The following is a 23673-nucleotide window of genomic DNA, read 5'->3' as shown; positions in this document are numbered from 1 at the left end:
CCTTAAATTATGGGTGCAGTGCTAAGGGCGGTCGGGTCGTCATGCCTCATGACGCGGGCCGTTATTTAATACAGAGCAGGCAAAGATTATTTTTTGCCGTTATAGAGCGCATAGAAATAGTGCTCGACCTGCTCAAGACTTCTTCCCCGGGTCTCGGGAATAAGCTTCACAACAAATACAGAACCGCCGATGCCTATCAGGGCGAATATAAAGAAGGCACCGGCCAGACCGAATGCCGCTAATAACAGCGGGAAGGCCATTGAGATGGCAAAATTCGCAATCCACAACGAGAAGACCGCGCCGCCCATGCAGATGCCGCGCATCCTGGCCGGGAAAATTTCCGACAGCAACAGCCAGGTGACCGGTGACAGTGCGCCCTGCTGGAAGCAGAGAAACATCAGCATGCCCGCCAGCACCAGATAAGCCCGCAGCAGGTTGACCGCGCCATTGATGTATTCCGGCATCAGCCAGCAGACCAGCCCGATAAAGAACAGGCAGCAGGTGCAGCCCATTTGCCCGATTAAAACCAGCGGGCGACGTCCCGTTTTGCCGATTAGCCAGATACCCACCAGCGTCATCACCACCGAAATCACACCATTAGCAATGGTGGCAAACAGCGCGGCATCGTTGCTGAGTCCGGCGGCGGTCAGCATGGTGGGCGCGTAATACATGATGGTATTGACGCCGGTCAGCTGCTGAATCGCGGCGATACCCACGCCCAGCAGGAAGATTTTCATCAGCCAGGGCGTCGCGAGGTCGCGCAGGCGGCCTTTACCTTGCTGACGGTTCTCTTCGATGGTTTCTTCAATTTCTTCCAGTTCCCACTCCACATCTTCAGCGGCGCGGGTTTTTTCCAGCACCTCACGCGCAGCCTGACTGCGGCCTTTCATCACATGCCAGCGCGGGGTTTCAGGCATAAATATCATGCCGATCCAGAGCAGAACGGCGGGAACGATCGACAGCGCCAGCATCCAGCGCCAGGTATTTTCACCGCCCCAGATATCGTTAAAGGTGGCGTTTGAGATGTATGCCAGCAGCTGACCGCTGACGATCATCAGCTCCTGCAGGGTGACCAGCTGGCCGCGTTTATTGGCAGGGGCGATCTCTGCGATATAGACTGGCACGGTGGCTGCGGCACCGCCCACGGCAAAGCCCAGGAACAGGCGTGAGGCGATCATCCAGGTGACATCCGGTGCCAGGGCGGAGCCGACAGCGCCAAAGGCGAAAATCAGTGCCAGCGCAATGATGATGCGACGTCTGCCCAGGCCATCTGCCAGGTGACCGGCCGCCAGCGCGCCAAAGGCGGCACCAAACAGCAGGGAGCTGGTGACCAGCCCGGTCGTAAAAGGGGTGAGATGCAAATCGCCACGCATAAACAGTAGCGCGCCCGAGACTACGCCCGTGTCATAACCAAACAGCAATCCACCCAGGGTGGCGACCAGCGCAATAATCTTCACAAAAGGCTCGGTGCGGGTGGCGCTATTCGGACCGGAGGCCGGGTTCGACGAGATATAAAGTTCTTTTTCCATGAATACTCCTGGTAATAACAACAAAGACAAAACGTCAGAACATGAAGAAGCCATCACCCTACTGGTATTTTTATTTCGGGTTAAATTATATTTGAAACTTAGTTTTCATTATGTGAGCTCAAGCCTTCCGCCATTTTTATTTTGATGGGATTCCATCAAATCGAAAATAAACCCTTTAAACTTAAGGGGATTATTTGGGTTAATACCAGATTGAGGTATTTCAGACGGGGAAGAACGGAGAGGAATGCACGTCCGTAAAAAGAAAATAAAAAGGGCCAGAATGAAATATCCTGACCGCAGTAATCAGAAACAGGCCGGTGTCAGCGAATGGCGAGGACACTTAGCGCCGACAAGAGCGCATCGACTTTAGGCAGGAACTGTTTGCGTCGTGGCCACACCACGCTCAGCGTCAGACCGTCGGGCTGCAACGCCGGCAAAATAATCTCCAGTTCACCTGCTGCCACGGCGCGCTGAATCAGCCAGGAGGGCATCTGCGCGACACCCAGCCCGGCAATGACTGCCTGAAGCTGTGCATCGACGTCGCCCAGCGCCAGCCGGTAGGAAACGTCGCGCCAGTGGGGCTGACCATCTTCGGTAGTAAACAGCCAGGGTTTGGTTGTGCCATCCACGCGCTCATAAAGAATGGCGGGATGGTTCAGCAACGCTGACTCATTCTCCGGACGCCCCTCGCGGGTCAGATAAGCGGGAGAGGCGCAGAACTGCATCTTCTCGCGACCCATGTTACGCCAGCCCAGCGACGCGGGAAGGTCGGGCGCACCGCCAATCCGAACCGCCACATCCACGCCTTCCTCAAACAGGTCAACAAAGCGATCGGACAAACTCAGGCTCAGTGCCAGCTCCGGATTTTGCTGGCAGAAGGGCATCAGCAGCGGCATGACGTTGAGGCGGCCATAGGTGGTGGGTACCGCCAGGCGCAGCCGGCCGGAAGGAATGGTGCGCTGAGCCGCCAGTACCGCTTCGGCTTCGGCCAGATCCTCCAGAACCCGCAGACAGGTCTGATAATAGGCGCTGCCCGCGTCGGTCAGATTCAGGCTACGTGTGGTGCGCTCCAGCAGCCGCGAGCCTAAGCGCGTCTCCAGACGGCTGACGCTTTTGCTGACCGCCGAGCCGGTCACGTGCAGACGTTCAGCCGCGGCGGTGAAGCTGCCACACTCCACGCTGGCGACAAACGGCAGAATATCTTTGAGGCGATGATCGTGCATGGATTAGTGAACTCAGGTTGAGAATGCTGTGAATTAATGCCAGAGATAAGAACTGAATTCTCTATTAGGCTTAGCATTACGCAAAACGAGGAGAAATCAAATGAAAAAGCACGCTTTGATTGTGGGCATCAGCGGCGTTATTGGTCGCGCACTGGCAGATAAATTACAGCAGGAAGGCTGGCAGGTCAGTGGCCTGTCACGCGGACGTGGTGCCGTACCTGAAGGCGCAACCAGCCTGACAGCCGATCTGACCGATGCAGACGCTGTCCGTGACGCACTGAAAGAGGTTAAACCGGATGCGCTGTTCTTCAGCGTCTGGGCGCGTCAGGAAAATGAGAAAGAGAACATCCGCGTTAACGGCGGCATGGTTCGCAACGTGATTGAAGCACTGGGCGATCGTCTCAAAGGTTCGCACGTCGCGCTGGTGACCGGACTGAAACACTACCTGGGTCCGTTTGAAGCGTACGGCAAAGGTGCCGTGCCGGTTACGCCGTTCCGTGAAGAGCAGGGGCGTCAGCCGGTCGATAACTTCTACTATGCGCAGGAAGATGAAGTGTTCGCTGGCGCAGAGAAGTATGACTATCGCTGGAGCGTGCACCGTCCGCATACCATCATCGGCTATGCCGTAGGCAACGCGATGAACATGGGGCAGACGCTGGCGGTTTATGCAACATTGTGCAAAGAGAAGGGCTGGCCGTTTATCTTCCCGGGTTCGCCGGAGCAGTGGAACGGGATAGCAGATATGACTGATGCGGGTCTGCTGGCTGAGCAACTGCATTGGGCGGCAACGTCACCGAATGCCGCGAATCAGGATTTCAACGCGGTCAATGGCGATGTGTTCCGCTGGAACTGGATGTGGCCAAAACTGGCTGACTACTTCGGTATCGAAGCCGCAGATTACCCGGCGCAGATGATGCCGCTGGAAAATCGCATGCAGGAAGCTGAGAGCGCATGGCAGGCGATTGCAGAACAGCATCAGCTGCGTGAGGCCGATGTCACTAAGCTGGCGTCGTGGTGGCATACCGATGCCGACCTGGGCCGCCCAATGGAAGCTTTTACCGACATGAGTAAGAGCCGTAAAGCGGGCTTTACCGGCTACCGCAGTACGCTGGACTCCTTTACGCAGCTGTTTGATAAGCTGAAAGCGGAAAAAGTGATTCCGGAATAAACCCAGCAGGCGCCGCATCAGGCGCCTGTTTCGTTTCTGGCAGATAGCTATACTGTGACACCTGATCAGTGAATGGAGGAGTGGATCCTATGGCGACATGTTTCATTATCGGTGCGGCGGGCAAGGTGGGCCAAAAGCTGACCCGTCAGCTCAGCAGCAAAGGTCACACTGTCACGGCATTGCATCGCAAGCCGGAACAGGCTGAGATCCTGCAGGCCGCAGGCGCGAAGCCTGTCGCGGGCGATATTCAACAGCTGAGCGTAACCGCGCTGGCAGAGCTGATGACCGGTCACGACGTGGCGGTCTTTACAGCGGGTGCGGGCGGTGCCGGGATCGCGCTGACCAATGCCATCGACGGTGAAGGGCTGAAGCTGGCGGTTGCCGCCGCAGAGCAGGCTGGCGTGTCGCGCTTTATGCTGGTATCCGCTTTTCCGGATGCGGGCCGCGGTAAAACGCCATCAGAGGGATTTGAGAACTACATGCGGGTGAAACGCCTGGCGGATGCGGAGCTGGTGGCGAGCAAGCTGGAGTGGGTGATCCTGCGGCCGGGAACGCTGACCGATGAAGCTGGTACGGGCCGGGTGCATGCAGATCTGGCGATCCCCTATGGTGAGGTTCCGCGCGAAGATGTGGCAGCGACGCTGGTCGGGCTGATTGAGAATCCGGCGATTAAGTATCAGATCATCGAACTCACCAAAGGTGATCAGCAGATCGATGTGGCGTTGCAGCGGTTGCAGCGCGGTTAACAGGGTCTGATAGCGGCGCTTTCATTTAGTGACTGCAAATGAATGTTAGCGTCGGCTATTTTTAACTCTCTAAATCAAGGACATTTCTGTCGTTAATCTCAGCTTGTCACCTTATGAGGGCAGCCATTATAAACCCCACCGTAGCGGGGTCAGGATGTGGCCTGAAGCAGAGTCTGTTAAAGACTCAGAGCAATACGCTTGCCGTCGGGTAACGTGACATCAAGAGTCAGCTCTCCTCCCAGACCTGCAATATAGCGTCTCAGCGTTGAGAGCTTAGGATCGTTATCAACGTTTTCTATTTTAGCAACAGAAGGTTGTTTGACGCCTAAAACTTCAGCCAGATGTGTCTGCGAAACAGATAATTCCTCACGCAGTCTGGCAAGTGTGATCTCCTGACGGATTTCAGCAGCACGAGATTCTATACGCGCACGGCTCTCCGGGGAGCGTTTAGCCATCATTTCTTTAAGCGTTGCCATCGTGTTTAATCTCCGGTGATTCCAGATGCGAGGTGAACTCAGCATCTGCAATTTTAGTCATACGTTTGTAGAAGAGTTTTTCATCTTCACCTTTTTTATCTCCTGCACACAGGACAATCGCCTTGCGTTCAGGATCAAAGGCGAAGAATGCGCGAAATGGATGTCCGCCAATCTGTATACGCAACTCTTTCATGTTTTTATATTCAGACGCTTTAACCTGATCTACATGCGGACGCCCTAATTGGGGGCCAGTCTCTTCAAGGATCAGGAAGTAGGCTGCAATCTCTTCCTGAACATCGTCGGTTTGCTTTTCATACCAGACATCAAACAGCGTTCTTGTGATGACTTCCCATGTCATTAATCCATCTCCATCTATAACCTGCGAGCTATGATTAGATTATAGCCTGCGAGGTATAATGGCAAGGTATCATGGGTGCTGAATGGAGGGGATAGTGCCAGTTTGTCTGGACTGACAATCAAGTTTGAGCTTCAGACATGTCACCACGATGGGCAGTATGTGCAGGATCTCTGACAGCTCAGTGGCCTGATTTTGCTCATAAAAAAAGCCCCGAAACCGGGGCTTTTTTCTTATCTGACGCAGTTTCTACTTCACGCATTTTGCGCAGTGCGCGCGCTCAATATGCTGGAAGAAGTCATTACCTTTGTCATCGACCAGGATAAACGCAGGGAAGTTCTCGACCTCGATTTTCCAGATCGCTTCCATTCCCAGTTCAGGATACTCCACGCATTCCAGACTCTTGATGCTCTGCTGCGCCAGTACCGCGGCCGGACCACCGATGCTGCCCAGATAAAAGCCACCATGTTTATGACAGGCATCTGTCACCTGCTGGCTGCGGTTACCTTTTGCCAGCATGATCTTGCTGCCGCCGTGAGCCTGTAGCAGATCGACGTAGGAGTCCATGCGGCCTGCGGTGGTCGGGCCGAGTGAACCGGACGCATAACCTTCAGGCGTTTTGGCCGGACCGGCGTAATAGACCGGATGATCTTTAATGTACTGCGGTAATCCTTCGCCGTTATCGATGCGCTCTTTGAGTTTGGCATGAGCAATGTCGCGTGCCACGATAATGGTGCCGGTCAGTGACAGGCGGGTAGAGACGGGATACGCAGAAAGCTGCGCCAGAATCTGCTCCATTGGGCGATTGAGGTCAACCTGTAACACTTCACCTTCGCCCTGCTGACGCAGCGCTTCCGGGATCAGGCGGCCTGGGTTGGCTTCCAGTTTCTCAATCCAGATACCTTCGCGGTTAATTTTCGCCTTAATATTACGGTCAGCCGAGCAGGAGACGCCCATGCCGATTGGGCAGGAGGCGCCGTGACGCGGCAGACGCACCACGCGGATGTCGTGCGCGAAATATTTGCCGCCAAACTGCGCGCCAAGGCCGAGCTGCTGCGCCGCTTCCAGCAGTTCCTGCTCAAGCTGAACGTCGCGGAAAGCCTGACCGTGCTCGTTGCCTTCGGTTGGTAAGCCGTCGTAATAGTGCGTCGAGGCGAGCTTAACGGTTTTCAGTGTGCTTTCAGCCGAGGTGCCGCCGATAACAAACGCAATATGATAAGGCGGGCAGGCTGCGGTGCCGAGGGTACGCATCTTATCCACCAGGTAATTTTTCAGCTTGCCGGGGCTGAGCAGCGCTTTGGTTTCCTGATAGAGATAGGTTTTGTTAGCGGAGCCGCCACCTTTGGCGATACAGAGGAATTTATACTCATCGCCATCGACGCTGTAGAGGTCGATCTGCGCCGGCAGGTTAGTGCCGGTGTTCACCTCTTTGTACATATCCAGCGCGGCATTCTGTGAATAGCGCAGGTTGTCTTCGATGTAGGTGTTGTAGATACCCTGTGACAGCGCGGCTTCATCGCCGCCACCGGTCCAGACGCGCTGGCCCTTTTTGCCCATGATGATCGCGGTGCCGGTATCCTGACAGGTTGGCAGCACGCCTTTGGCGGCAATTTCAGAGTTTCTTAAAAACTGCAGGGCGACATATTTGTCATTGTCGCTGGCTTCCGGGTCATGAAGGATGGAGGCTACCTGCTGCTGATGGGCCGGACGCAGCATGAAAGAGGCGTCGTGAAAAGCCTGCTGGCTCAGCAGGGTCAGCGCCTGCGGGTCGACTTTCAGGATCTCCTGACCCTCAAACTCAGCGACCGAGACATGCTCGCGAGTCAGCAAATAGTATTCAGTATCTTCGTGGGACAGCGGAAAAGGGTTCTGATAGACAAAAGGTTTGTTCGACATTTTTTCTCACTTAATGACCGGCTGAACCTCCGCGGGCAGGCTGCGGGGCGCAACATCATAGGCGAATTCATTGTTTATTATGCTTTCCCGCCGCGGGTGCGGCGGGGAAGTGAAGGAATGGTATCTTATAACGCGTTGATCTGCATGTTGTATCCGTCAGAACATCCACACCATCCACGGATAAGCAATCACCATCATAGAAACCAGGAAGATGGCACCGAAGATGGTACCCAGACGCCAGTAATCTTTTGTCGGCAGATAACCGCTGCCATAATAAATCGGGCTTGGGCCAGTACCGTATGGAGTGATGATGCCCATCACACCCAGAGAGGTACACAGCATCAGACAGAAGACTGGCATATTGATGCCTGGGATTGACGCTGCGATGGTCAGCATGGCCGGTAACAGGGCAGTGGTATGTGCCGTGGTACTGGCAAACAGGTAGTGGAGCAGGAAGAAGGCGATCAACAGCACCACGGCTGAAATCTGCGGGTCATAACCCTGAAGCAGCATGCCACCTTCTTTACCTAACCAGGCGATAAAGCCAACGCGAGCCAGGCCATCAGCCAGCGCCACCAGCGTTGCGAACCAGGCAAAGGTGTTCCAGGCCGGTTTGTTGCTGGTAATGTCGTTCCAGTTCAGGACGCCGGTCCACAGCATCAGTACCACCACCAGCAGCGCAGCCATCGCAGGCTCAATCCACGAGGTGGCGAAGATCCACATCAGCAGGGCACAGACCACAAACACCAGCAGCAGGATTTCGTTACGGGTCAGGCGGCCCAGTTTCTCCAGTTCAGCGATAGCCCATTTCGGCACTTCATCGTTGATTTTGACTTCAGGGGGATAGAACCAGTAAGCCAGCAGCGGCATGGTCAGAATCAGCAGCACGCCCAGCGGCAGGAAGGCCAGGAACCACATACCCCATGAAATATCAAAACCGATGATGCTTTTCACCAGCGCCAGTGCCAGCAGGTTAGGTGCCAGGGCAGAGAGGAACATTGAGCTGGTAATACAGGCTGCGGTGATGGCGACCCACATCAGGTACGAACCGATCTTACGGGCGCTCGGGTCGTTGGGTTTAGAACCGTAAAGCGGAGGCAGGTTAGCGATAATTGGATAGATAGTACCGCCACTGCGCGCGGTATTGGAGGGAGTAAACGGTGCCAGAAGCAGGTCAGCGAAGGTAATGGCATAACCCAGCGTCAGGCTGCGGCGACCCAGATATTTCACCAGAATCAGAGCCAGACGACGACCAAACTGCGTCTTATCATAGCCGGCGGCGAACATAAAGGCACCGAAGATGAGCCAGACCGTGGAGTTACCGAAACCGCTGACTGCCCACTTAAAGGACTCACTGGCGACTTTGAATTTTGGGTTAGCCAGTTCCGCCGGGCTGAAGAGGACAAACTGACTGAACAGCGCAATGGCCACGACGCCGGTCAGACCGATAACGGCACCGGGCAGCGGTTCAAAGATCAAGCCGACAATCACGCCGACAAAGATGGCGAAGAAGTGCCAGGCATAGGGTTCAAGACCGGCCGGTGTTGGCACCAGCAACAGCAGCACGGCAACGATGACTGGCAGAGCCAGCATGATAGCTTTCTTTTTACCCGGAGCCGCAGGAGCGGCTTTAGGGGGTTCAGTTACAGCTGAGAGTGGTTTCATAGTATTTTATCTGCACGTTGAGAAGAATGCGATTTGCGCCCCGGACCTTCACTGATGGCTTTCTTATTTATTCTTAATAGTGTGAATAAACCGCGATGCACTGATTTTTTTAATCTGCTGCTGGACTATTGAGCAGCATTTTTAAATCCATGTAAATATGATGCGATTTTTGCAAATATAGATTTTGATCCAGATCAAAGAAATTTATTCATTATTCCCCGTTTTTAACATTTATTTTTTATTTATATTTCTGACATCGACATTCTGACAGTTTTGTGAAGCTGATCGACAAATCCCAGGAAGACCTCAGCCGAGTTTTTCATCTTAACACCATGATCATGAAGGGTAAATTATTTATGTGAATCAATGGTTGATTTTTAGTTACCTATAGTTAACAATTAATATAGCTTTACTCCCTGAATTCAGCAAATAAAACCTCTGAATCGTTTAAAAGTTAAAAAAGTAAATTTATCGCTTATGTAAGCAAAGAAAAAGGTATATTAGACACATGACATCGGACCACTTAATTAAGCGATAATTTGCGTCCGCTAAAAAATTTCCAGACTTTTAAATCTTGGAGTTTATCGCAATGAAATCTCTCACCCCCATCCTTAATCCACTTACCCTGCCTGGCGGCGCTGTATTAAAAAACCGACTGGTGATGGCCCCCATGACCACCTGTACCGGCTTTTATGACGGAACGGTCACCAGTGAGCTGGTCGAGTATTACCGCGCACGTGCAGGCAGCATCGGAACCGTGATCGTCGAGTGCTGCTTTATTGATAACCGCGGCCCGGCGTTTCCGGGTGCCATTGCTATCGACAGCGACAACAAAATCCCCGGTCTGAAACGCATCGCGGATGCGATTAAATCTGAAGGCTCCACGGCCATTCTGCAGATCTATCACGGTGGCCGCATGGTCGAGCCGGAACTGATCGGCGGGAAAACACCGGTTGCGCCGAGCGCCATTGCCGCACCGCGTGAAGGGGCAACTAAACCCCTGGAAATCAGCGCTGAAGAAGTCGAAACCATGATCACCAAATTTGGTGATGCGGTGAACCGTGCTATCAAAGCCGGTTTCGACGGCGTCGAAATTCATGGTGCTAACACCTATCTGATTCAGCAGTTCTATTCTCCGAACTCGAATCAGCGTGATGACAAGTGGGGCGGCAGCCGCGATAACCGCGCACGCTTCCCGCTGGAAGTGCTGGAAATCACCCACAAGATGGCGGAGCGCTTCGCCCATAATTCGTTCATCATCGGCTATCGCTTCTCGCCAGAGGAGATCGAAGTCCCAGGCATCCGCTTTGATGACACCCTCTATCTGCTGGAAAAACTGGCCGCACGCGGACTTGATTATGTCCACTTCTCTGTGGGGCAGTTGCTGCGCCCGTCCATTGTCGATACGCAGGACCCGACGCCGCTGATCGAGAAGTTCGTTGCGATGCGTTCGCCTGTGCTGGCAAAAGTGCCGGTGATTGGTGTCGGCGGCGTGGTGAATAAAGCCGATGCCGAGCTGGCGCTGGAAAAAGGCTACGACCTGGTGGCGATTGGTAAAGCCTGTATCGCCTATCCGAACTGGGCTGACCGCATCATCAATAACGAACATCTCGAACTCTACATCGACAGCAATAAACGCGAAGAGCTGCAGATCCCGGAACCGCTGTGGCGCTTCTCGCTGGTTGATGCGATGATCCGCGACATGAGCGAATCGGGCCGTAAATACAAAGCGGGTGTTTACCAGGAGAAAGTGGAAGCCGAAGCGCTGAAGCTAAAAATCAACGTCACACTGGATACCGACCGTATTACCGACATCTCGCTGGTGCCGGACGACACGCTGGATGTGGACTTCACCACCACCTTTGAAAGCCTGCGTAACCGCATTCTTGTGGCTAACAGTCCCCACGTTGATGCGATTACCGGCGCGACCACCCAGAGTGAAGCGCTGAAAAAAGCGGTTTCCCGTGCGCTGACTACCTCCAGCAAAGAGCATGTGATTGAAGAGGGTGGTAACCCTAACGCACCGCAGAACTACGATGTGGTGGTTGTGGGCAGCGGCGGTGCCGGTCTGGCGGCCGCGATTCAGGCGCACGATGAAGGCGCACGTGTAGTTATCATCGAGAAGATGCCGACCATTGGCGGCAACACCATCAAAGCATCTGTGGGCATGAACGCGGCTGAAACCCGTTTCCAGAAACTTAAAGGCATCGAAGACAGCAAAGAGCTGTTCTATGAAGAGACGCTCAAAGGCGGACAGTTCAAAAACAATCCGGTGCTGTTGCGCGAGTTTGTGGACCTGGCGCCTGAGGCGATTGAGTGGCTGGCCGGTAAAGGCATTGAGCTTAACGACATCACCATTACCGGCGGAATGAGCATCGACCGTACGCACCGTCCGGCTGACCGCTCAGCGGTGGGTGGCTTCCTGATTAGCGGCCTGGTAAAAAACATCAACAGCCGCAACATCGAAGTTCTGCTGGAAACCTCTGTGGCGGAAATTCTCTATGAGAACGGTGCGGTAACGGGTGTGAAAGTGGTCGATGAATATAACGACAGCCGTATTCTGAACGCTAAAAGCGTGATTGTGGCAACCGGTGGCTTCAGTGCGAACCGTGAGCTGGTGGTGAAATACCGTCCTGAACTGGATGGCTTCGTGACTACCAACCACGCAGGCGCGACCGGTAGCGGCATTGCGATGTTGCAGAAAATTGGTGCCGATACCGTGGATATGAAGGAAATCCAGATTCACCCAACGGTTGAGCAGACCACCTCTTATCTGGTCTCTGAATCGATTCGCGGCGGCGGTGCTATCCTGGTCAGTCAGGCTGGCAAGCGTTTCTACAACGAAATGGAGACCCGCGATAAAGTCTCGGCGCAGATTATTGCCCTGCCAGAGAAGAGTGCCTGGATTGTGTTTGACGAGCAGGTGCGTATGAATAACAAAGCGGCTGATGAATATATCGCCAAAGGCTTTGTGGTCAGCGCGCCAACCGTGGCAGAACTGGCGGTGAAACTTAACATGAGTGAGCATCACACGCTGGAAGCGACGCTGGCCCGTTACAACAACTTCGTCATTATGCAGAAAGACGAAGACTTTGGTCGCCAGACTGCGCTGCGTCATCCGCTGAGCGAAGCGCCATTCTACGCGATTCGTGTCGCTCCGGGCGTGCACCACACCATGGGCGGCGTCACCATCGACACCACCACCGCGGTGCTGGACAGCCAGAAACAGGTAATTAACGGTGCCTGGGCGTGTGGCGAGGTGGTTGGCGGCATTCATGGCGCGAACCGTATTGGCGGTAACGCCGTTGCAGATATCATCATCTTCGGTATTCTGGCTGGCGGTAACGCCGCTGCCTACGCCCGACGTTAACGGCAGTCTCCGGCATCCGCATCCTGCGGGTGCCGGTTTTTCCTTTTAAAGCAGAGTCGCCTATGTTAACTGATGCGCGTGTCTATGCTTACTCCGCTGTATTAATGGGTTCGCCCATCCTGCTCAAACTCTTCGAAGACAACCAGACGCTGGCCAGGCAGGTTTTTCGCCTGATCAAACAACAGGAGAATCTCTTCACCGTCAATCGCGCGGCATCGGAAGTCATGGCGATTAACCACGCGGCAGGGGAGCATGCGGTGGTCGTCAGTCAGCCGGTGTTTGATTTGATCGCCTGTGCGCATGCGGTGAGCCTGTTGCCTGACAGCCTGTTTAATCTGGCTATCGGTCCGCTGGTGAAGTCCTGGAAAATTGGTTTTCAGGGCCACAGCGTTCCATCAGAAGCCGATCTTCAGGCGCGCATGACGCTGATTAATCCGCAGGACGTCATCCTTGATGCTGCCACCCGCAGCGTGATGCTGGCTCGTTCAGGAATGGAGATTGACCTGGGTGCCATCGCCAAGGGCTATATCGCCGACGTAGTCCAGGCTTTTTTGCGCCAGCAGCAGGTCAGCAGTGCGTTGATTAATCTGGGCGGCAACGTCCAGACGGTGGGCGCACCGCCAGAAGCTCCAGGCTGGGCAATCGGTCTGAAAAAGCCGTTTGGTGAGGCCGATGCGCTGATCGGTGTCATCGGTGTCAACAATCGCTCGGTCGTGACGTCCGGTATCTATGAGCGCTATTTCGAGCTGGATGAGGTCTGTTATCACCACATCCTGGATCCACAGACCGGTTATCCGCTGGATAACGAGCTGCTGAGCGTGACCGTGATTTCCGATCGCTCGCTGGATGGCGACATCTACACGACGCTGCTGTACGGACTGGGCGTAGAAAAGGGTATCGCCTGCCTTGCCGACAAACCGGGCATTGAAGCTATCTTTGTGACCCGTGACAGGCAGATCATCTGCTCGTCACAACGTCACTTTTCGTTTCAGTTACTCGATACGGACTACCGGCTGGTTCACTGACAGTATTGTTTGAGTAAGGTGTGATACTCCGGCTGCAGACGATAACGGTAAACCGGACGGCCCGTGACCCCATAATGAATGCTGGTGAACAGAATATTAATCTGAGCCAGCCAGATCAGGTATTTACGGCACGAAACGCGCGAAATATTCACTTCGGTCGCCAGTTCGTCGGTAGAGAACTCAGTGCCGGGATGGGCGTCGATCCACAGGCACAGCGTACGCAGCGTCTGCGGCGTTAACCCTTTCGGCAGGCGTTTCTGTTCGCTGGCACCAGGCGGATTACCATGCAACAGCTGATCAACGTCCGACTGCTGATAGAACTGATGATTATCCATCAGCGATTTTTTCTGCCGCCAGCCGGTCAGCGCCTCTTCAAAGCGGGCAAACTGGAAAGGCTTGATCAGGTAATCCACCACGCCATAGTTGAGCGAAGTCTTGATCGTGGCGGCATCTGCCGCTGATGAGATAATAATCACGTCAACCGGGCGTCCTGCGCTGCGCAGCTCTGGCAGCAGATCAAGACCGTTTTCCTGCTGCATATAGATGTCGAGCAGGATCAGATCAACCTGTGGTTCAGCCTCGGCCAGCCGCTCTTTGGCCTGCTGTAAGGTTGAGGCCGTGCCGCAGCAGGTAAAACCTGGGATCTGCCCGATATAACAGCGATTCAGCTCGGCTACCATGGCGTCATCATCGACAACTAACACATTGATCATTGGGTAATCATTCCTCTCTCCCACGGAAGTTGCACTAAAAATTGGGTAAATACACCGGGTTCCGACTCGACACTGACATTGCCGCCCAGGCTTTCGGTCTGCTGCTTAACCAGAAACAGTCCGACACCGCGATCGTCACCTTTTGACGAGACGCCGCGCTCAAAAATGGCGCTGAGCTGCGAGCTGTCTATACCTGGCCCGTCATCACTTACTTCGCAGGCCAGCCAGCCATTCTGATAATGCAGCATGAGGTGAATTTCCCCTTCGGTTTCCGGGTCCAGCGCCTCAAGGGCATTTTCAATTAAATTGCCCAGCACGGTAATCAGAACTGCGCTCTGCTCCTCGCTGCCGCAGTCAGGCAGAAAACTCGCCTCATCGATAATCAACTGATGACCTTCATCGGTTACCCGGTTGATTTTGCTAAGCAGGAAGCCGGCAATGATCGGCGATTTGATCTTTTGCAGCAGCGAACCGATCTCCGTCTGATAGGCGTTAGCGGTTTTCAGTATGTACTCTTCCATCTGTGCATAATTTTTCATATGCAGCAGGCCCAGAATCACATGCAGCTTGTTCATGAACTCATGGGACCGCTCACGTAAAGCATCCACATAGTTTACCATGCCGTCCAGACGCTGCATCAGCTGGCTGATTTCGGTCTTATCCCTGAAGGTGGTTACCGCGCCGATAATGCGGTCACGACTTCGCACCGGAACGGTGTTGCTAATCAGGATACGATTACCCAGCGTCAGCTCCTGATCGTGCCAGGCTTTGCCCGCATGCAGCGCATCCTGCTGATGACGATGCATGACGCTCTCCTCAGCAATCCGATCACCGTTTAACGGCATCCTGCGGGTGGTCTCATGCAGCAGCTGCTGAGCCGCGTGGTTAATCAGGCTGACGCGTGACTGATCATCGACCGCAATCACCCCTTCTTTAATGGAATTCAGGATCGCCTGACGCTGTTCAAACAGGCTGGAGATTTCGTGCGGCTCCAGGCCAAGCAGTATTTTCTTGAGTCGCCTGACCAGAATGAGCATACCCAGTAACCCGACCACGCCGCCAAACAGGACGGTCCAGACGATATTCCAGCGGCTCTTCGCAATCTGGGCCGCCACATCATTCAGCGCAATGCCGATTGCCACCACGCCAATCTGCTGATGCTGCGCGTTATAAACCGGCGTAAAGACCCGCAGTGCTTCCACCAGCACGCCATGATTGACCGCCACATTTTCCCGGCCACTCAGCGTGGGATAGATGTCATTGCCGACAAAATGTTTGCCGATCACCGCGGCATTCGGATGTGAAAAGCGAATACCGCGCATATCCGTCACCACCACAAACAGCAGGCCGTTGCGTTTGCGCGCAGCTTCCGCCAGCGGCTGAATCTGGCTGCTGCCGTCTGGCAACAATAACCCGCGCTGCACTTCCGGGCTGTCTGCCAGCGTACGCGCCACTGCCATCGCTTTATCTTTAAGATGCGACTGTGCAAAGTTATCGATCTGAACGAAATAGAGCAGATGGACAGCGAGCAGCACGGTAACGATCACCGCAGTCATCATCAGGGTGGTCAGGGTACTGAGTTTCATGGGTTGTTTAGTCACGGCATGTCGGTTCTGTGGTTGGCTTGTCATCGCTGTTCAGCACGGGTAGGGAATCGGCTTGAAACATACGCTAACTCACCGCTTCAGTACAGTTTTAGCGGTCTGCGCACGGGCAACAGAGCAATAACAATATTTGGGTTAGGGGATTGTATAATTCAAAGGACACCCTTAATGTGTGGTTAAAATATGTGAGCAATTCAGTAAGCCTTTTGTAATTAAATTAAGGCTAAATTGCTATTTTTAATTTTATAACTATTTTCACATTAACTCACAAATAACATTATTTTAAACTTTAAGGACTTTTTTTAACCAGTACCGTCCGAGCTGTAGATTAAAATGATGAATTCAAAGAAAGTTATTCCCACTCTTTCCCTCGCGGCCTTGTTAGTTTCTTCAGCCCTCCACGCTGAGACCTCACCAGAGAAAACCGATGTCCTGTTGATTGGCGGCGGCATTATGAGTGCCTCCATGGGCACCATGCTGGAAGAGCTGCAGCCTGGCTGGAAACAGATCATGGTCGAGAAGCTGGATGGCGTGGCGCTGGAATCCTCTAACGGCTGGAATAACGCCGGTACCGGTCACTCTGCCAACATGGAGCTGAACTATACGCCTGAGCGTAAAGATGGTTCGATTGACGTGTCCAAAGCGCTGGAAATCAATGAAGCGTTTATGGTGTCTCGCCAGTTCTGGAGCGCTCAGATTAAAGAGGGCGTACTGCACGACCCGCGCTCTTTCATCAACTCAACGCCACACATGAGTTTTGTCTGGGGCGACAACGTCGACTTCCTGACCAAGCGCTATGCGGCACTGCAGAAAACGGCGCTGTTCCAGGGCATGAAGTTCTCTACCGATCACAAACAGATCGCGCAGTGGGCACCGCTGGTGATGGAAGGTCGTGATCCACAGCAGAAAGTGGCTGCCACCTGGACACCAGTGGGTACCGACGTTAACTACGGTGAAATTACCCGTCAGCTGATCGGCAGCCTGAAGAAGAATGACAACTTCCGTCTGGAAACCTCCTCTGAAGTTACCGATTTCAAACGTAACGGCGACAACTCCTGGCACGTCACGATTAAAGATGCCAAAAACGGCAGTGAACGTGCGGTTGACGCGAAATATGTCTTCATCGGTGCAGGCGGCGGTGCGCTGAAATTACTGCAGAAGACCGGCATCCCGGAAGCAGATAACTATGCAGGCTTCCCGGTCGGTGGTTCATTCCTGGTTACCGAAAACAGTGCCATTGCCGATCGTCATCTGGCAAAAGTTTACGGTCAGGCGTCAACCGGTGCACCGCCGATGTCCGTTCCGCATCTGGATACCCGTTATCTGGATGGCAAACGCGTCGTGCTGTTTGGACCGTTTGCGACCTTCTCAACCAAGTTCCTGAAAAACGGCTCGCTGTTTGATTTGCTGAGCACCACCACTACCCATAACATCGTGCCAATGACCGATGTGGGTATGGATAACTTCGACCTGGTGAAATACCTGATCGGACAGGTGATGCTGAGTGATGAAGATCGCTTCGAGTCGCTGAAAGAGTACTACCCGGACGCGAAGAAAGAGGACTGGAAACTGATTCAGGCCGGTCAGCGTGTGCAGATTATCAAGAAAGATGCTGACAAAGGTGGCGTGCTGAAGCTGGGAACAGAAATTGTGACCGATCAGCAGAAAACCGTGGCGGCTCTGCTGGGTGCTTCTCCTGGTGCATCAACCGCAGCGCCAATCTCTCTGAGCGTTATGCAGAAACTGTTCCCGGAAGAGTTCAAATCACCGGAATGGCAGGCGAAGATCCACAAAATGATCCCAGGCTACGGTCAGAAACTGAATGACAACGTGCCGTTGCTGCAGCAGGTCTGGAATGAGACCGCAGCGACCCTGCAGCTGACCACGCCGCCCGTGATCAACATGGAAGGCAAAACCGCAGACGCGCCGGCAGCACAGCCGCAGCAGGCTGCGCCTTCAGCGAAACACGACATGGCGCTGTAACAGCAGCCTGATGTAAAAAAACCCGCCCAGGTTAGCCTGTACGGGTTTTTTATTGCTTCGTTGTCAGTGTTACTCCGGCGTATTACCGCGCCACTTGCTCCAGGGATCTTCAGCGGGTGCCTGTTCGGTTTCTTCAGCCGGTTCGTCGCGTGCTGCCGGTTGCGCGTTTAACGAGGCCAGATAGAGCGCTTCCACTTCCGCGCGCGCCCAGGGCGTACGGCGTAAAAACTTCAGGCTCGATTTAACGCTGGGATCGCTTTTAAAGCAGTTAATGTTGATCCGTTTTGCCATCTCTGCCCAGCCATACTGTGCGACCAGACTGTTTATCTGCATCTCCAGCGTGACGCCATGCAGAGGATCTTTTGAGGTGTGTGCGTTCATCATCTATCCGCCTGATTCATTTAATGCCGCACATCCTGACGCTCGCAAAGCGGTTGTGCAAGAACTGAAGGTGAAAAAGAGCGTGTGGGGGTGTGCAACCGCAGATTTATGTGCCTGAAGTAACGCGACGGGCAGAAGTTTGCGCAGATGAGCAGCGATTGTGGTAATCATAAGCGGCTGATGAGGCTTTAAAAAGGATCGCCTGTTATGCCTGTCCCTGCTGATAATCTGCTCTCCTCCGCCAGCCGAAAACGTGCTCTGCTTGCCGGTTCGGTCGGTAATTTCATTGAATGGTATGAGTTTGCGGTCTATGGCTTTCTTGCCACCGTGATTGCGCAGAACTTTTTCCGGCTGGAAGGCGACTCCGCGCTGACCGGGCTGCTGCTGACCTACGCGTCGTTTGCCATCGCTTTTTTCTTCCGTCCATTGGGTGCGATTGTTTTTGGCCGGATGGGGGATCGCATCGGGCGAAAACCCACGCTGATTTTTGTATTGATTATGATGACGCTGGCGACAGCCGCCATCGGTCTGGTTCCGACCTATGCTCAACTGGGTATCCTGGCACCGCTGCTCGTTACCGGCCTGCGTATCCTGCAGGGCCTGTTCGCAGGAGGCGAGTATGGTGGGGCGGTGTCGCTGATGACCGAGTTTGCACCACGCGGAAAGCGCGGCCTGTATGGCGCGTGGCAATCCTTTACCGTGGCGCTGGGATTACTGGCAGGCGCGGGCATAGTGGCGTTGCTCTCAGTGCTGCTGACGCCAGAGCAGATGCTGAGCTGGGGCTGGCGCATCCCATTCTTTATCGCACTGCCGCTGGGGGCGCTGGCACTCTGGCTGCGGGTGCAGATGGAAGAGACGCCCGCATTTGTTCAGCAGCAGGCACAGCCCCAGGCAAAAGTGAACGCCAGCCTGGGTGATACGCTGAAAACGATTCTGCTCGGTATCTGCCGGCTGATGGTGTGGTCGGCGGCAGGTTACACCTGGCTGGTGATTATGCCGACTTATCTGCAGGCATCACTGCACACCGGCTTTAACCAGGCTCTGCTGATTGCCGTGATATCGAACCTCGGTTTTGCCGCCACCATCATCCCGGCCGGAATGCTGAGCGACAGGATTGGCCGCCGCGCCGTGATGGTCTCAGCAGCGGTGTTGCTGCTGGTGCTCTCTCTGCCGCTGCTCAACGTTTTGCAGGCAGAGAGTTCCGGACTGCTGCTGAAGGCGCTGGTAGTCTTTATTGCTGGTGGCGTGGTCGGGTTGCTGGCGGGGCCGGGGCCCGCAATGCTGGCTGAGATGTTTCCGACACGCGTGCGTTACACCGGGCTGGGCCTGGCCTATTCGCTCTCCAACGCGGTCTTTTCCGGCTGCGCCGGATTGATTATTACCAGCCTGATTAAAGAGACCGGTAACCCTGATATTCCCGCCTGGTATGTGATGGTGACTGCGCTGGTCAGTATTGTTGCGTTGATGACGCTGAATAAAAATGATCATCTGCGGCTGCTGGATGAGCCGCCGTCGCGCTAAGTTCTGGATGGGGAATAGAGCGGCAGAGAGTAATCCGACAGGCTGCCTGTGCATCCGGCAGCCTGTTAGCGTTACCGCCCGCAAGGGTGCAGGCGTTGGTTATTCAGAACAGATTAGCGATCCTGCGATGACGATAAACTGAAAACCTGATCGCGCGAGCGGACTTTATCAGCATGGTTATCGGCAATAATAATCACAGCCGCCATAACCAGGCCCATAATAATGATAATTAATTTACGCAGCAGCATAAGTCATTACTCCTGTTGAATGAACTAACCCAGGCGAATAGCCGATATTTGGAGTTAATCAAAGAGTTAATTTGAATATTGGTCAATTATGGCTGAAAGATAAACGTTATTTTTTGATCGCGATGCGGTTTCTCAATATCACATGAAATAAAAATGTTATGCGGGTTCAATATTAAACGCGGGATAAACAGGTTCATTAAATCCGCCGGTTTCTCTTGCGCGCGCGTTTGATCCGTTAAAATTGAACATACAGGGGTACGCCGTGATGGCATTGCTAAAAGCAACAAGCAGGAGACCAGAATCTGGCTGGCTGGCTGGCTGGCTGGCTGGCTGGCTGGCTGGCGGTGACGAGCTGATCCCGGTGCAGGCAATTTTCTATAAATGATTCTAATACGGTGCTGTTTTTACGGCTGACTATTCCGGGATCGGGAAGCGCATTAATTAAAACCCTCATCAACCTGCTCATCAATAAGCATTTCAGCCGCTTCGTGTTTTGAATGTGATCCTGCATGCGACCCAGCGCATCGACGCGTGACTCGGATAGAGCATCATGCCAGACATCCACGCCATGACTCTGACATATCTCGATTTTTGCACCGAATGGATCGGTCAGTGCAAGACCAGTGATGAAGAGGCCAGGTAACGGATCGGAGGGTCAGGGATGAACAGGTCATCATGATACTGAAAGCAAAAAGAGCGGCAGAAAAAAAGGCGCCCGAAGGCGCCTCTGTGGTGTGAAACGATGTGATGAATTACACCAGCTGCTGTGCCGTTTTTTCCACCAGCGTCAGCAACACCTTAATATCTTCCAGCGTTACCGTTGGGTTCAGCAGGGTCATCTTCAGACAGGTAACGCCATCGTGCTCGGTCACGCCGACGTTAGCGCGGCCTGACTCCAGCAGGGCATCTCCGATGCGCTGGTTCAGCAGGGCGATATCCGCGCTGCTGAGGTGCGCCAGATGCGCCGGACGATAGCGGAACAGCACGCTGGCCAGCTGCGGTTTCATCACCAGCTCCAGAGCAGACTGCTCTTCAACATACTGTGCTACCTGCTGTGCCAGTGTCACACCGTGATCGATAATTTCGGCGTACTGCTTCTGACCCAGCGCTTCCAGCCCCATCCACAGTTTCAGTGCATCAAAACGACGGGTCGTCTGCAGCGATTTGGAGACCAGATTCGGCACGCCCTGTGCTTCATCAAACTCCGAGTTCAGGTAGGCCGCCTGGTAGCGCATCAGCTCATAGTGACGCGCTTCCTTCAGCAGGAAGGCACCACAGCTGATGGTCTGGAAGAACTGCTTGTGGAAGTCCAGCGTAATGGAGTCGACCAGCTCAATGCCATCCAGATAGTCACGATACTTCTCTGACAGCAGCAGCGCGCCGCCCCAGGCCGCATCGACGTGCACCCAGATGTTCTCTTCCGCCGCCAGCGCCGCGATTTCACGCAGCGGATCGATTGCACCGGCATCGGTCGTTCCTGCCGTGGCAACGATCGCCAGAATGTTTTCGCCGTTAGCTTTGGATGCGGCCAGTTTCTGACGCAGGTCATCCATGTCCATGCGGGCAAACCGATCACATTTGACCTGTGTAACGGACTGATAGCCCAGACCTAGCAGAGCCATATTCTTCTGTACGGAGAAGTGCGCGTTCTCTGAGCAGAAGACTTTAATCTTCTTCAGATCGCCGGTTAAACCATCCTGCTGAACAGAATGACCCTGACGCGCAAACCAGGCGTCACGCGCCAGCATCAGACCCATCAGGTTACTCTGGGTACCGCCGCTGGTGAAGACGCCCGCATCGCCAGGCTGATAACCCACCTGGGTGCGCAGCCACTCAATCAGCTTCATCTCAATCAGGGTGGCAGACGGTGCCTGGTCCCATGAATCCATGCTCTGGTTGGTGGCGTTGATCAGCACTTCCGCCGCCTGGCTGATGACCAGGCTTGGACAGTGCAGGTGCGCCACACACTGCGGATGATGCACCGACAGGCTGTCTTTGAGGAAATACTCAATGGCGCGTTCAATCGCGGCCTGGTTACCCAGGCCCTGAGGATTGAAGTCCAGCGTGATGCGCTCGCGCAGCTCTGCGACGGTTTTTCCCTGATACATCTCAGGTTGTTCCAGCCACTTAACGACGGCCGCGCTACTCTGGGCAATCGCCTGCTGGTAGGCCTCGGTACTCTGTGCTGAGGCCGCCAGAATCGGGTTTAACCGGGACATTGCATTCACTCCACTTAAACTGCTTTCACGCCAGCGGACAGCAGGGCGTTTTCAAATTTATCCAGGAACACGTCCAGTTCTGCATCTGTGATCAGCAGGGAAGGCAGCAGACGTAAAACGCTGCCGTGACGTCCGCCACGCTCCAGAATCAGGCCGTTCTCAAAACATTTTTTCTGTACCAGTGCAGACAGTTCGCCGTCGGCCGGGAAGCTGCCCATATGGTCAGCAGGCTCATCGGGTTTTACCAGCTCAATGCCGATCATCAGACCCAGACCACGCACGTTGCCAATAACCGGGTAACGCTGCTGCAGCTCGCCCAGTTTGCCTTTCAGCCATTCGCCCTGTGCCGCGACTTTGTCAGCGATGTTATTGTCTTTCAGCAGCTTCAGCGTGGTCAGGCCGGTCGCCATTGCCAGCTGGTTGCCACGGAAGGTGCCGGTGTGGTGACCAGGAGACCAGGCGTCGAACTCTTTCTTAATGCCCAGTACCGCCAGTGGCAGACCGCCGCCGACCGCTTTAGACATCACGATGACGTCTGGCTCAATACCCGCGTGCTCAAAGGCGAAGAATTTACCGGTACGGGCAATACCCGCCTGGACTTCGTCGATGATCAGCAGAATACCGTGCTCTTTGGTCACTTTGCGGATGCGCTGCAGCCACTCAGCTGGTGCCGGGTTAACCCCGCCTTCACCCTGAACCGCTTCCAGAATCACCGCCGCAGGTTTGCGAACGCCGCTTTCAACGTCATTGATCAGGTTTTCGAAGTAGTAGGTCAGCGCTTTCACGCCTGCTTCACCGCCAATGCCCAGCGGGCAGCGATAAAGATGCGGATAAGGCATGAACTGCACTTCCGGCATCATGCCGTCTACGGCTTCTTTCGGTGACAGGTTGCCGGTGACTGACAGCGCGCCGTGGGTCATACCGTGATAGGCACCTGAGAAGCTGATGATACCGGAACGACCGGTGTGCTTTTTCGCCAGTTTCAGCGCCGCTTCAACGGCATCTGCGCCGGACGGGCCGGTAAACTGCAGGCAGTACTCTTTGCCCTGACCCGGTAATAACGAGAGCAGGTACTCAGAGAACTCATCCTTTAACGGCGTAGTTAAATCAAGAGTATGTAACGGCAAGCCGCTGGTAATGACATGTTGAATGCTCTGCAGAACGTCTGGATGGTTATGACCCAACGCCAGCGTTCCGGCACCGGCAAGACAGTCGAGATACTGATTATTCTCGACGTCGGTGATCCAGACACCCTGAGCTTTCGCAATCGCGAACGGCAATTTGCGAGGATAACTTCGAACGTTTGATTCAAATTCAGCCTGACGGGCTAAATAGGTTTCGTTGGTTGCGTTTAAGTTCTGTGCATTCAAACTATCAATACGGACTTTATCCGTCATCATATCTCTCCTACAACCGGGACGGGCGTAGCGTCACAGTTGAATAAATGAATTAAAATGGGTGGCTATGTGTAAAGCGCGGCCAATATAGGTGTTTTTCAGGTCCGACTCAATGATTAATTTTATCGGAAGATAACGGATTCTTTGTTATAGG

Annotated in this window: 18 protein-coding genes; 7 read left to right on the top strand and 11 right to left on the bottom strand. The window is 54.1% G+C overall.

Features of this window, described 5'->3' with window-relative positions; all coding sequences use genetic code 11:
* Nucleotides 1-86: 86 nt before the first annotated feature.
* Together F3I44_RS20795 and F3I44_RS20790 are read right to left on the bottom strand one after the other, a co-directional pair.
* Nucleotides 87-1529 (bottom strand): sugar porter family MFS transporter, encoded by a 1443-nt coding sequence (locus tag F3I44_RS20795; RefSeq protein ID WP_150011413.1) that lies wholly within the window; start codon nucleotides 1527-1529, stop codon nucleotides 87-89.
* Nucleotides 1530-1849: 320 nt separating this feature from the next.
* Complete coding sequence (locus F3I44_RS20790) at nucleotides 1850-2752, bottom strand: LysR family transcriptional regulator (protein ID WP_150011415.1); 903 nt, start codon at nucleotides 2750-2752, stop codon at nucleotides 1850-1852.
* A gap of 100 nt (nucleotides 2753-2852) precedes the next feature.
* Between F3I44_RS20790 and F3I44_RS20785 the strand changes: the two genes are divergently transcribed.
* Nucleotides 2853-3920: an SDR family oxidoreductase gene (locus F3I44_RS20785; protein WP_150011417.1), complete on the top strand. Its 1068-nt coding sequence runs from the start codon at nucleotides 2853-2855 to the stop codon at nucleotides 3918-3920.
* Nucleotides 3921-4009: 89 nt separating this feature from the next.
* Nucleotides 4010-4666, top strand: coding sequence for an NAD(P)-binding oxidoreductase (locus tag F3I44_RS20780; RefSeq protein ID WP_150011419.1), 657 nt, complete (start codon nucleotides 4010-4012; stop codon nucleotides 4664-4666).
* A 176-nt stretch (nucleotides 4667-4842) separates the two neighbouring features.
* On the opposite strand, the gene F3I44_RS20775 is transcribed toward F3I44_RS20780, so the two are convergent.
* The 4 genes from F3I44_RS20775 to F3I44_RS20760 form a co-directional block, all read right to left on the bottom strand.
* A complete protein-coding gene (locus F3I44_RS20775; protein ID WP_061060828.1) occupies nucleotides 4843-5142 on the bottom strand; it encodes a helix-turn-helix domain-containing protein in 300 nt (99 codons plus the stop codon).
* On the bottom strand, nucleotides 5129-5500 hold the full coding sequence (locus tag F3I44_RS20770) for a type II toxin-antitoxin system RelE/ParE family toxin (protein ID WP_150011421.1): 372 nt from the start codon (nucleotides 5498-5500) through the stop codon (nucleotides 5129-5131). Before F3I44_RS20770 ends, F3I44_RS20775 begins: the two co-directional genes overlap by 14 nt.
* A gap of 246 nt (nucleotides 5501-5746) precedes the next feature.
* Nucleotides 5747-7393, bottom strand: coding sequence for a class I fumarate hydratase FumA (fumA, locus tag F3I44_RS20765; RefSeq protein ID WP_135910840.1), 1647 nt, complete (start codon nucleotides 7391-7393; stop codon nucleotides 5747-5749).
* A 156-nt stretch (nucleotides 7394-7549) separates the two neighbouring features.
* Nucleotides 7550-9058 (bottom strand): anion permease, encoded by a 1509-nt coding sequence (locus F3I44_RS20760; protein WP_150011423.1) that lies wholly within the window; start codon nucleotides 9056-9058, stop codon nucleotides 7550-7552.
* Nucleotides 9059-9647: 589 nt separating this feature from the next.
* Here F3I44_RS20760 and F3I44_RS20755 point away from each other — a divergent pair.
* Together F3I44_RS20755 and F3I44_RS20750 are read left to right on the top strand one after the other, a co-directional pair.
* A complete protein-coding gene (locus tag F3I44_RS20755) occupies nucleotides 9648-12428 on the top strand; it encodes a flavocytochrome c (protein ID WP_150011425.1) in 2781 nt (926 codons plus the stop codon).
* A gap of 62 nt (nucleotides 12429-12490) precedes the next feature.
* Nucleotides 12491-13453, top strand: coding sequence for an FAD:protein FMN transferase (locus F3I44_RS20750; protein ID WP_150011427.1), 963 nt, complete (start codon nucleotides 12491-12493; stop codon nucleotides 13451-13453).
* Here F3I44_RS20750 and dcuR read toward each other — a convergent pair.
* Nucleotides 13447-14166, bottom strand: coding sequence for a two-component system response regulator DcuR (dcuR, locus tag F3I44_RS20745; protein ID WP_033735650.1), 720 nt, complete (start codon nucleotides 14164-14166; stop codon nucleotides 13447-13449). The two genes, F3I44_RS20750 and dcuR, sit on opposite strands and share 7 nt — an antisense overlap.
* Complete coding sequence (locus F3I44_RS20740) at nucleotides 14163-15752, bottom strand: sensor histidine kinase (RefSeq protein ID WP_223811719.1); 1590 nt, start codon at nucleotides 15750-15752, stop codon at nucleotides 14163-14165. The genes dcuR and F3I44_RS20740 overlap by 4 nt, the downstream gene beginning before the upstream one ends.
* Before the next feature lie 351 nt (nucleotides 15753-16103).
* On the opposite strand from F3I44_RS20740, the gene mqo reads away from it, so the two are divergent.
* Nucleotides 16104-17753: a malate dehydrogenase (quinone) gene (gene mqo, locus F3I44_RS20735; protein ID WP_150011431.1), complete on the top strand. Its 1650-nt coding sequence runs from the start codon at nucleotides 16104-16106 to the stop codon at nucleotides 17751-17753.
* Nucleotides 17754-17822: 69 nt separating this feature from the next.
* On the opposite strand, the gene F3I44_RS20730 is transcribed toward mqo, so the two are convergent.
* Nucleotides 17823-18134: a VF530 family DNA-binding protein gene (locus F3I44_RS20730; RefSeq protein ID WP_150019607.1), complete on the bottom strand. Its 312-nt coding sequence runs from the start codon at nucleotides 18132-18134 to the stop codon at nucleotides 17823-17825.
* Nucleotides 18135-18341: 207 nt separating this feature from the next.
* On the opposite strand from F3I44_RS20730, the gene F3I44_RS20725 reads away from it, so the two are divergent.
* Nucleotides 18342-19655, top strand: coding sequence for an MFS transporter (locus F3I44_RS20725; RefSeq protein WP_150011433.1), 1314 nt, complete (start codon nucleotides 18342-18344; stop codon nucleotides 19653-19655).
* Nucleotides 19656-20165: 510 nt separating this feature from the next.
* Nucleotides 20166-20288, top strand: a complete 123-nt coding sequence (locus tag F3I44_RS24155; protein ID WP_255467486.1) for a hypothetical protein — start codon at nucleotides 20166-20168, stop codon at nucleotides 20286-20288.
* A gap of 367 nt (nucleotides 20289-20655) precedes the next feature.
* Here F3I44_RS24155 and F3I44_RS20720 read toward each other — a convergent pair whose 3' ends face one another.
* Both F3I44_RS20720 and F3I44_RS20715 read right to left on the bottom strand, forming a co-directional pair.
* Entirely contained in the window at nucleotides 20656-22122 is a 1467-nt protein-coding gene (locus F3I44_RS20720; protein WP_150011437.1) for an aspartate aminotransferase family protein, read from the bottom strand.
* A gap of 14 nt (nucleotides 22123-22136) precedes the next feature.
* On the bottom strand, nucleotides 22137-23522 hold the full coding sequence (locus tag F3I44_RS20715) for a diaminobutyrate--2-oxoglutarate transaminase (RefSeq protein WP_150011439.1): 1386 nt from the start codon (nucleotides 23520-23522) through the stop codon (nucleotides 22137-22139).
* Nucleotides 23523-23673 lie beyond the last annotated feature (151 nt).

It is taken from the genome of Pantoea sp. F_5, from assembly GCF_008631595.1.
GTDB classification, from domain to species: domain Bacteria; phylum Pseudomonadota; class Gammaproteobacteria; order Enterobacterales; family Enterobacteriaceae; genus Pantoea; species Pantoea gossypiicola.
This window is presented reverse-complemented; position numbering and strand designations above follow the sequence as displayed.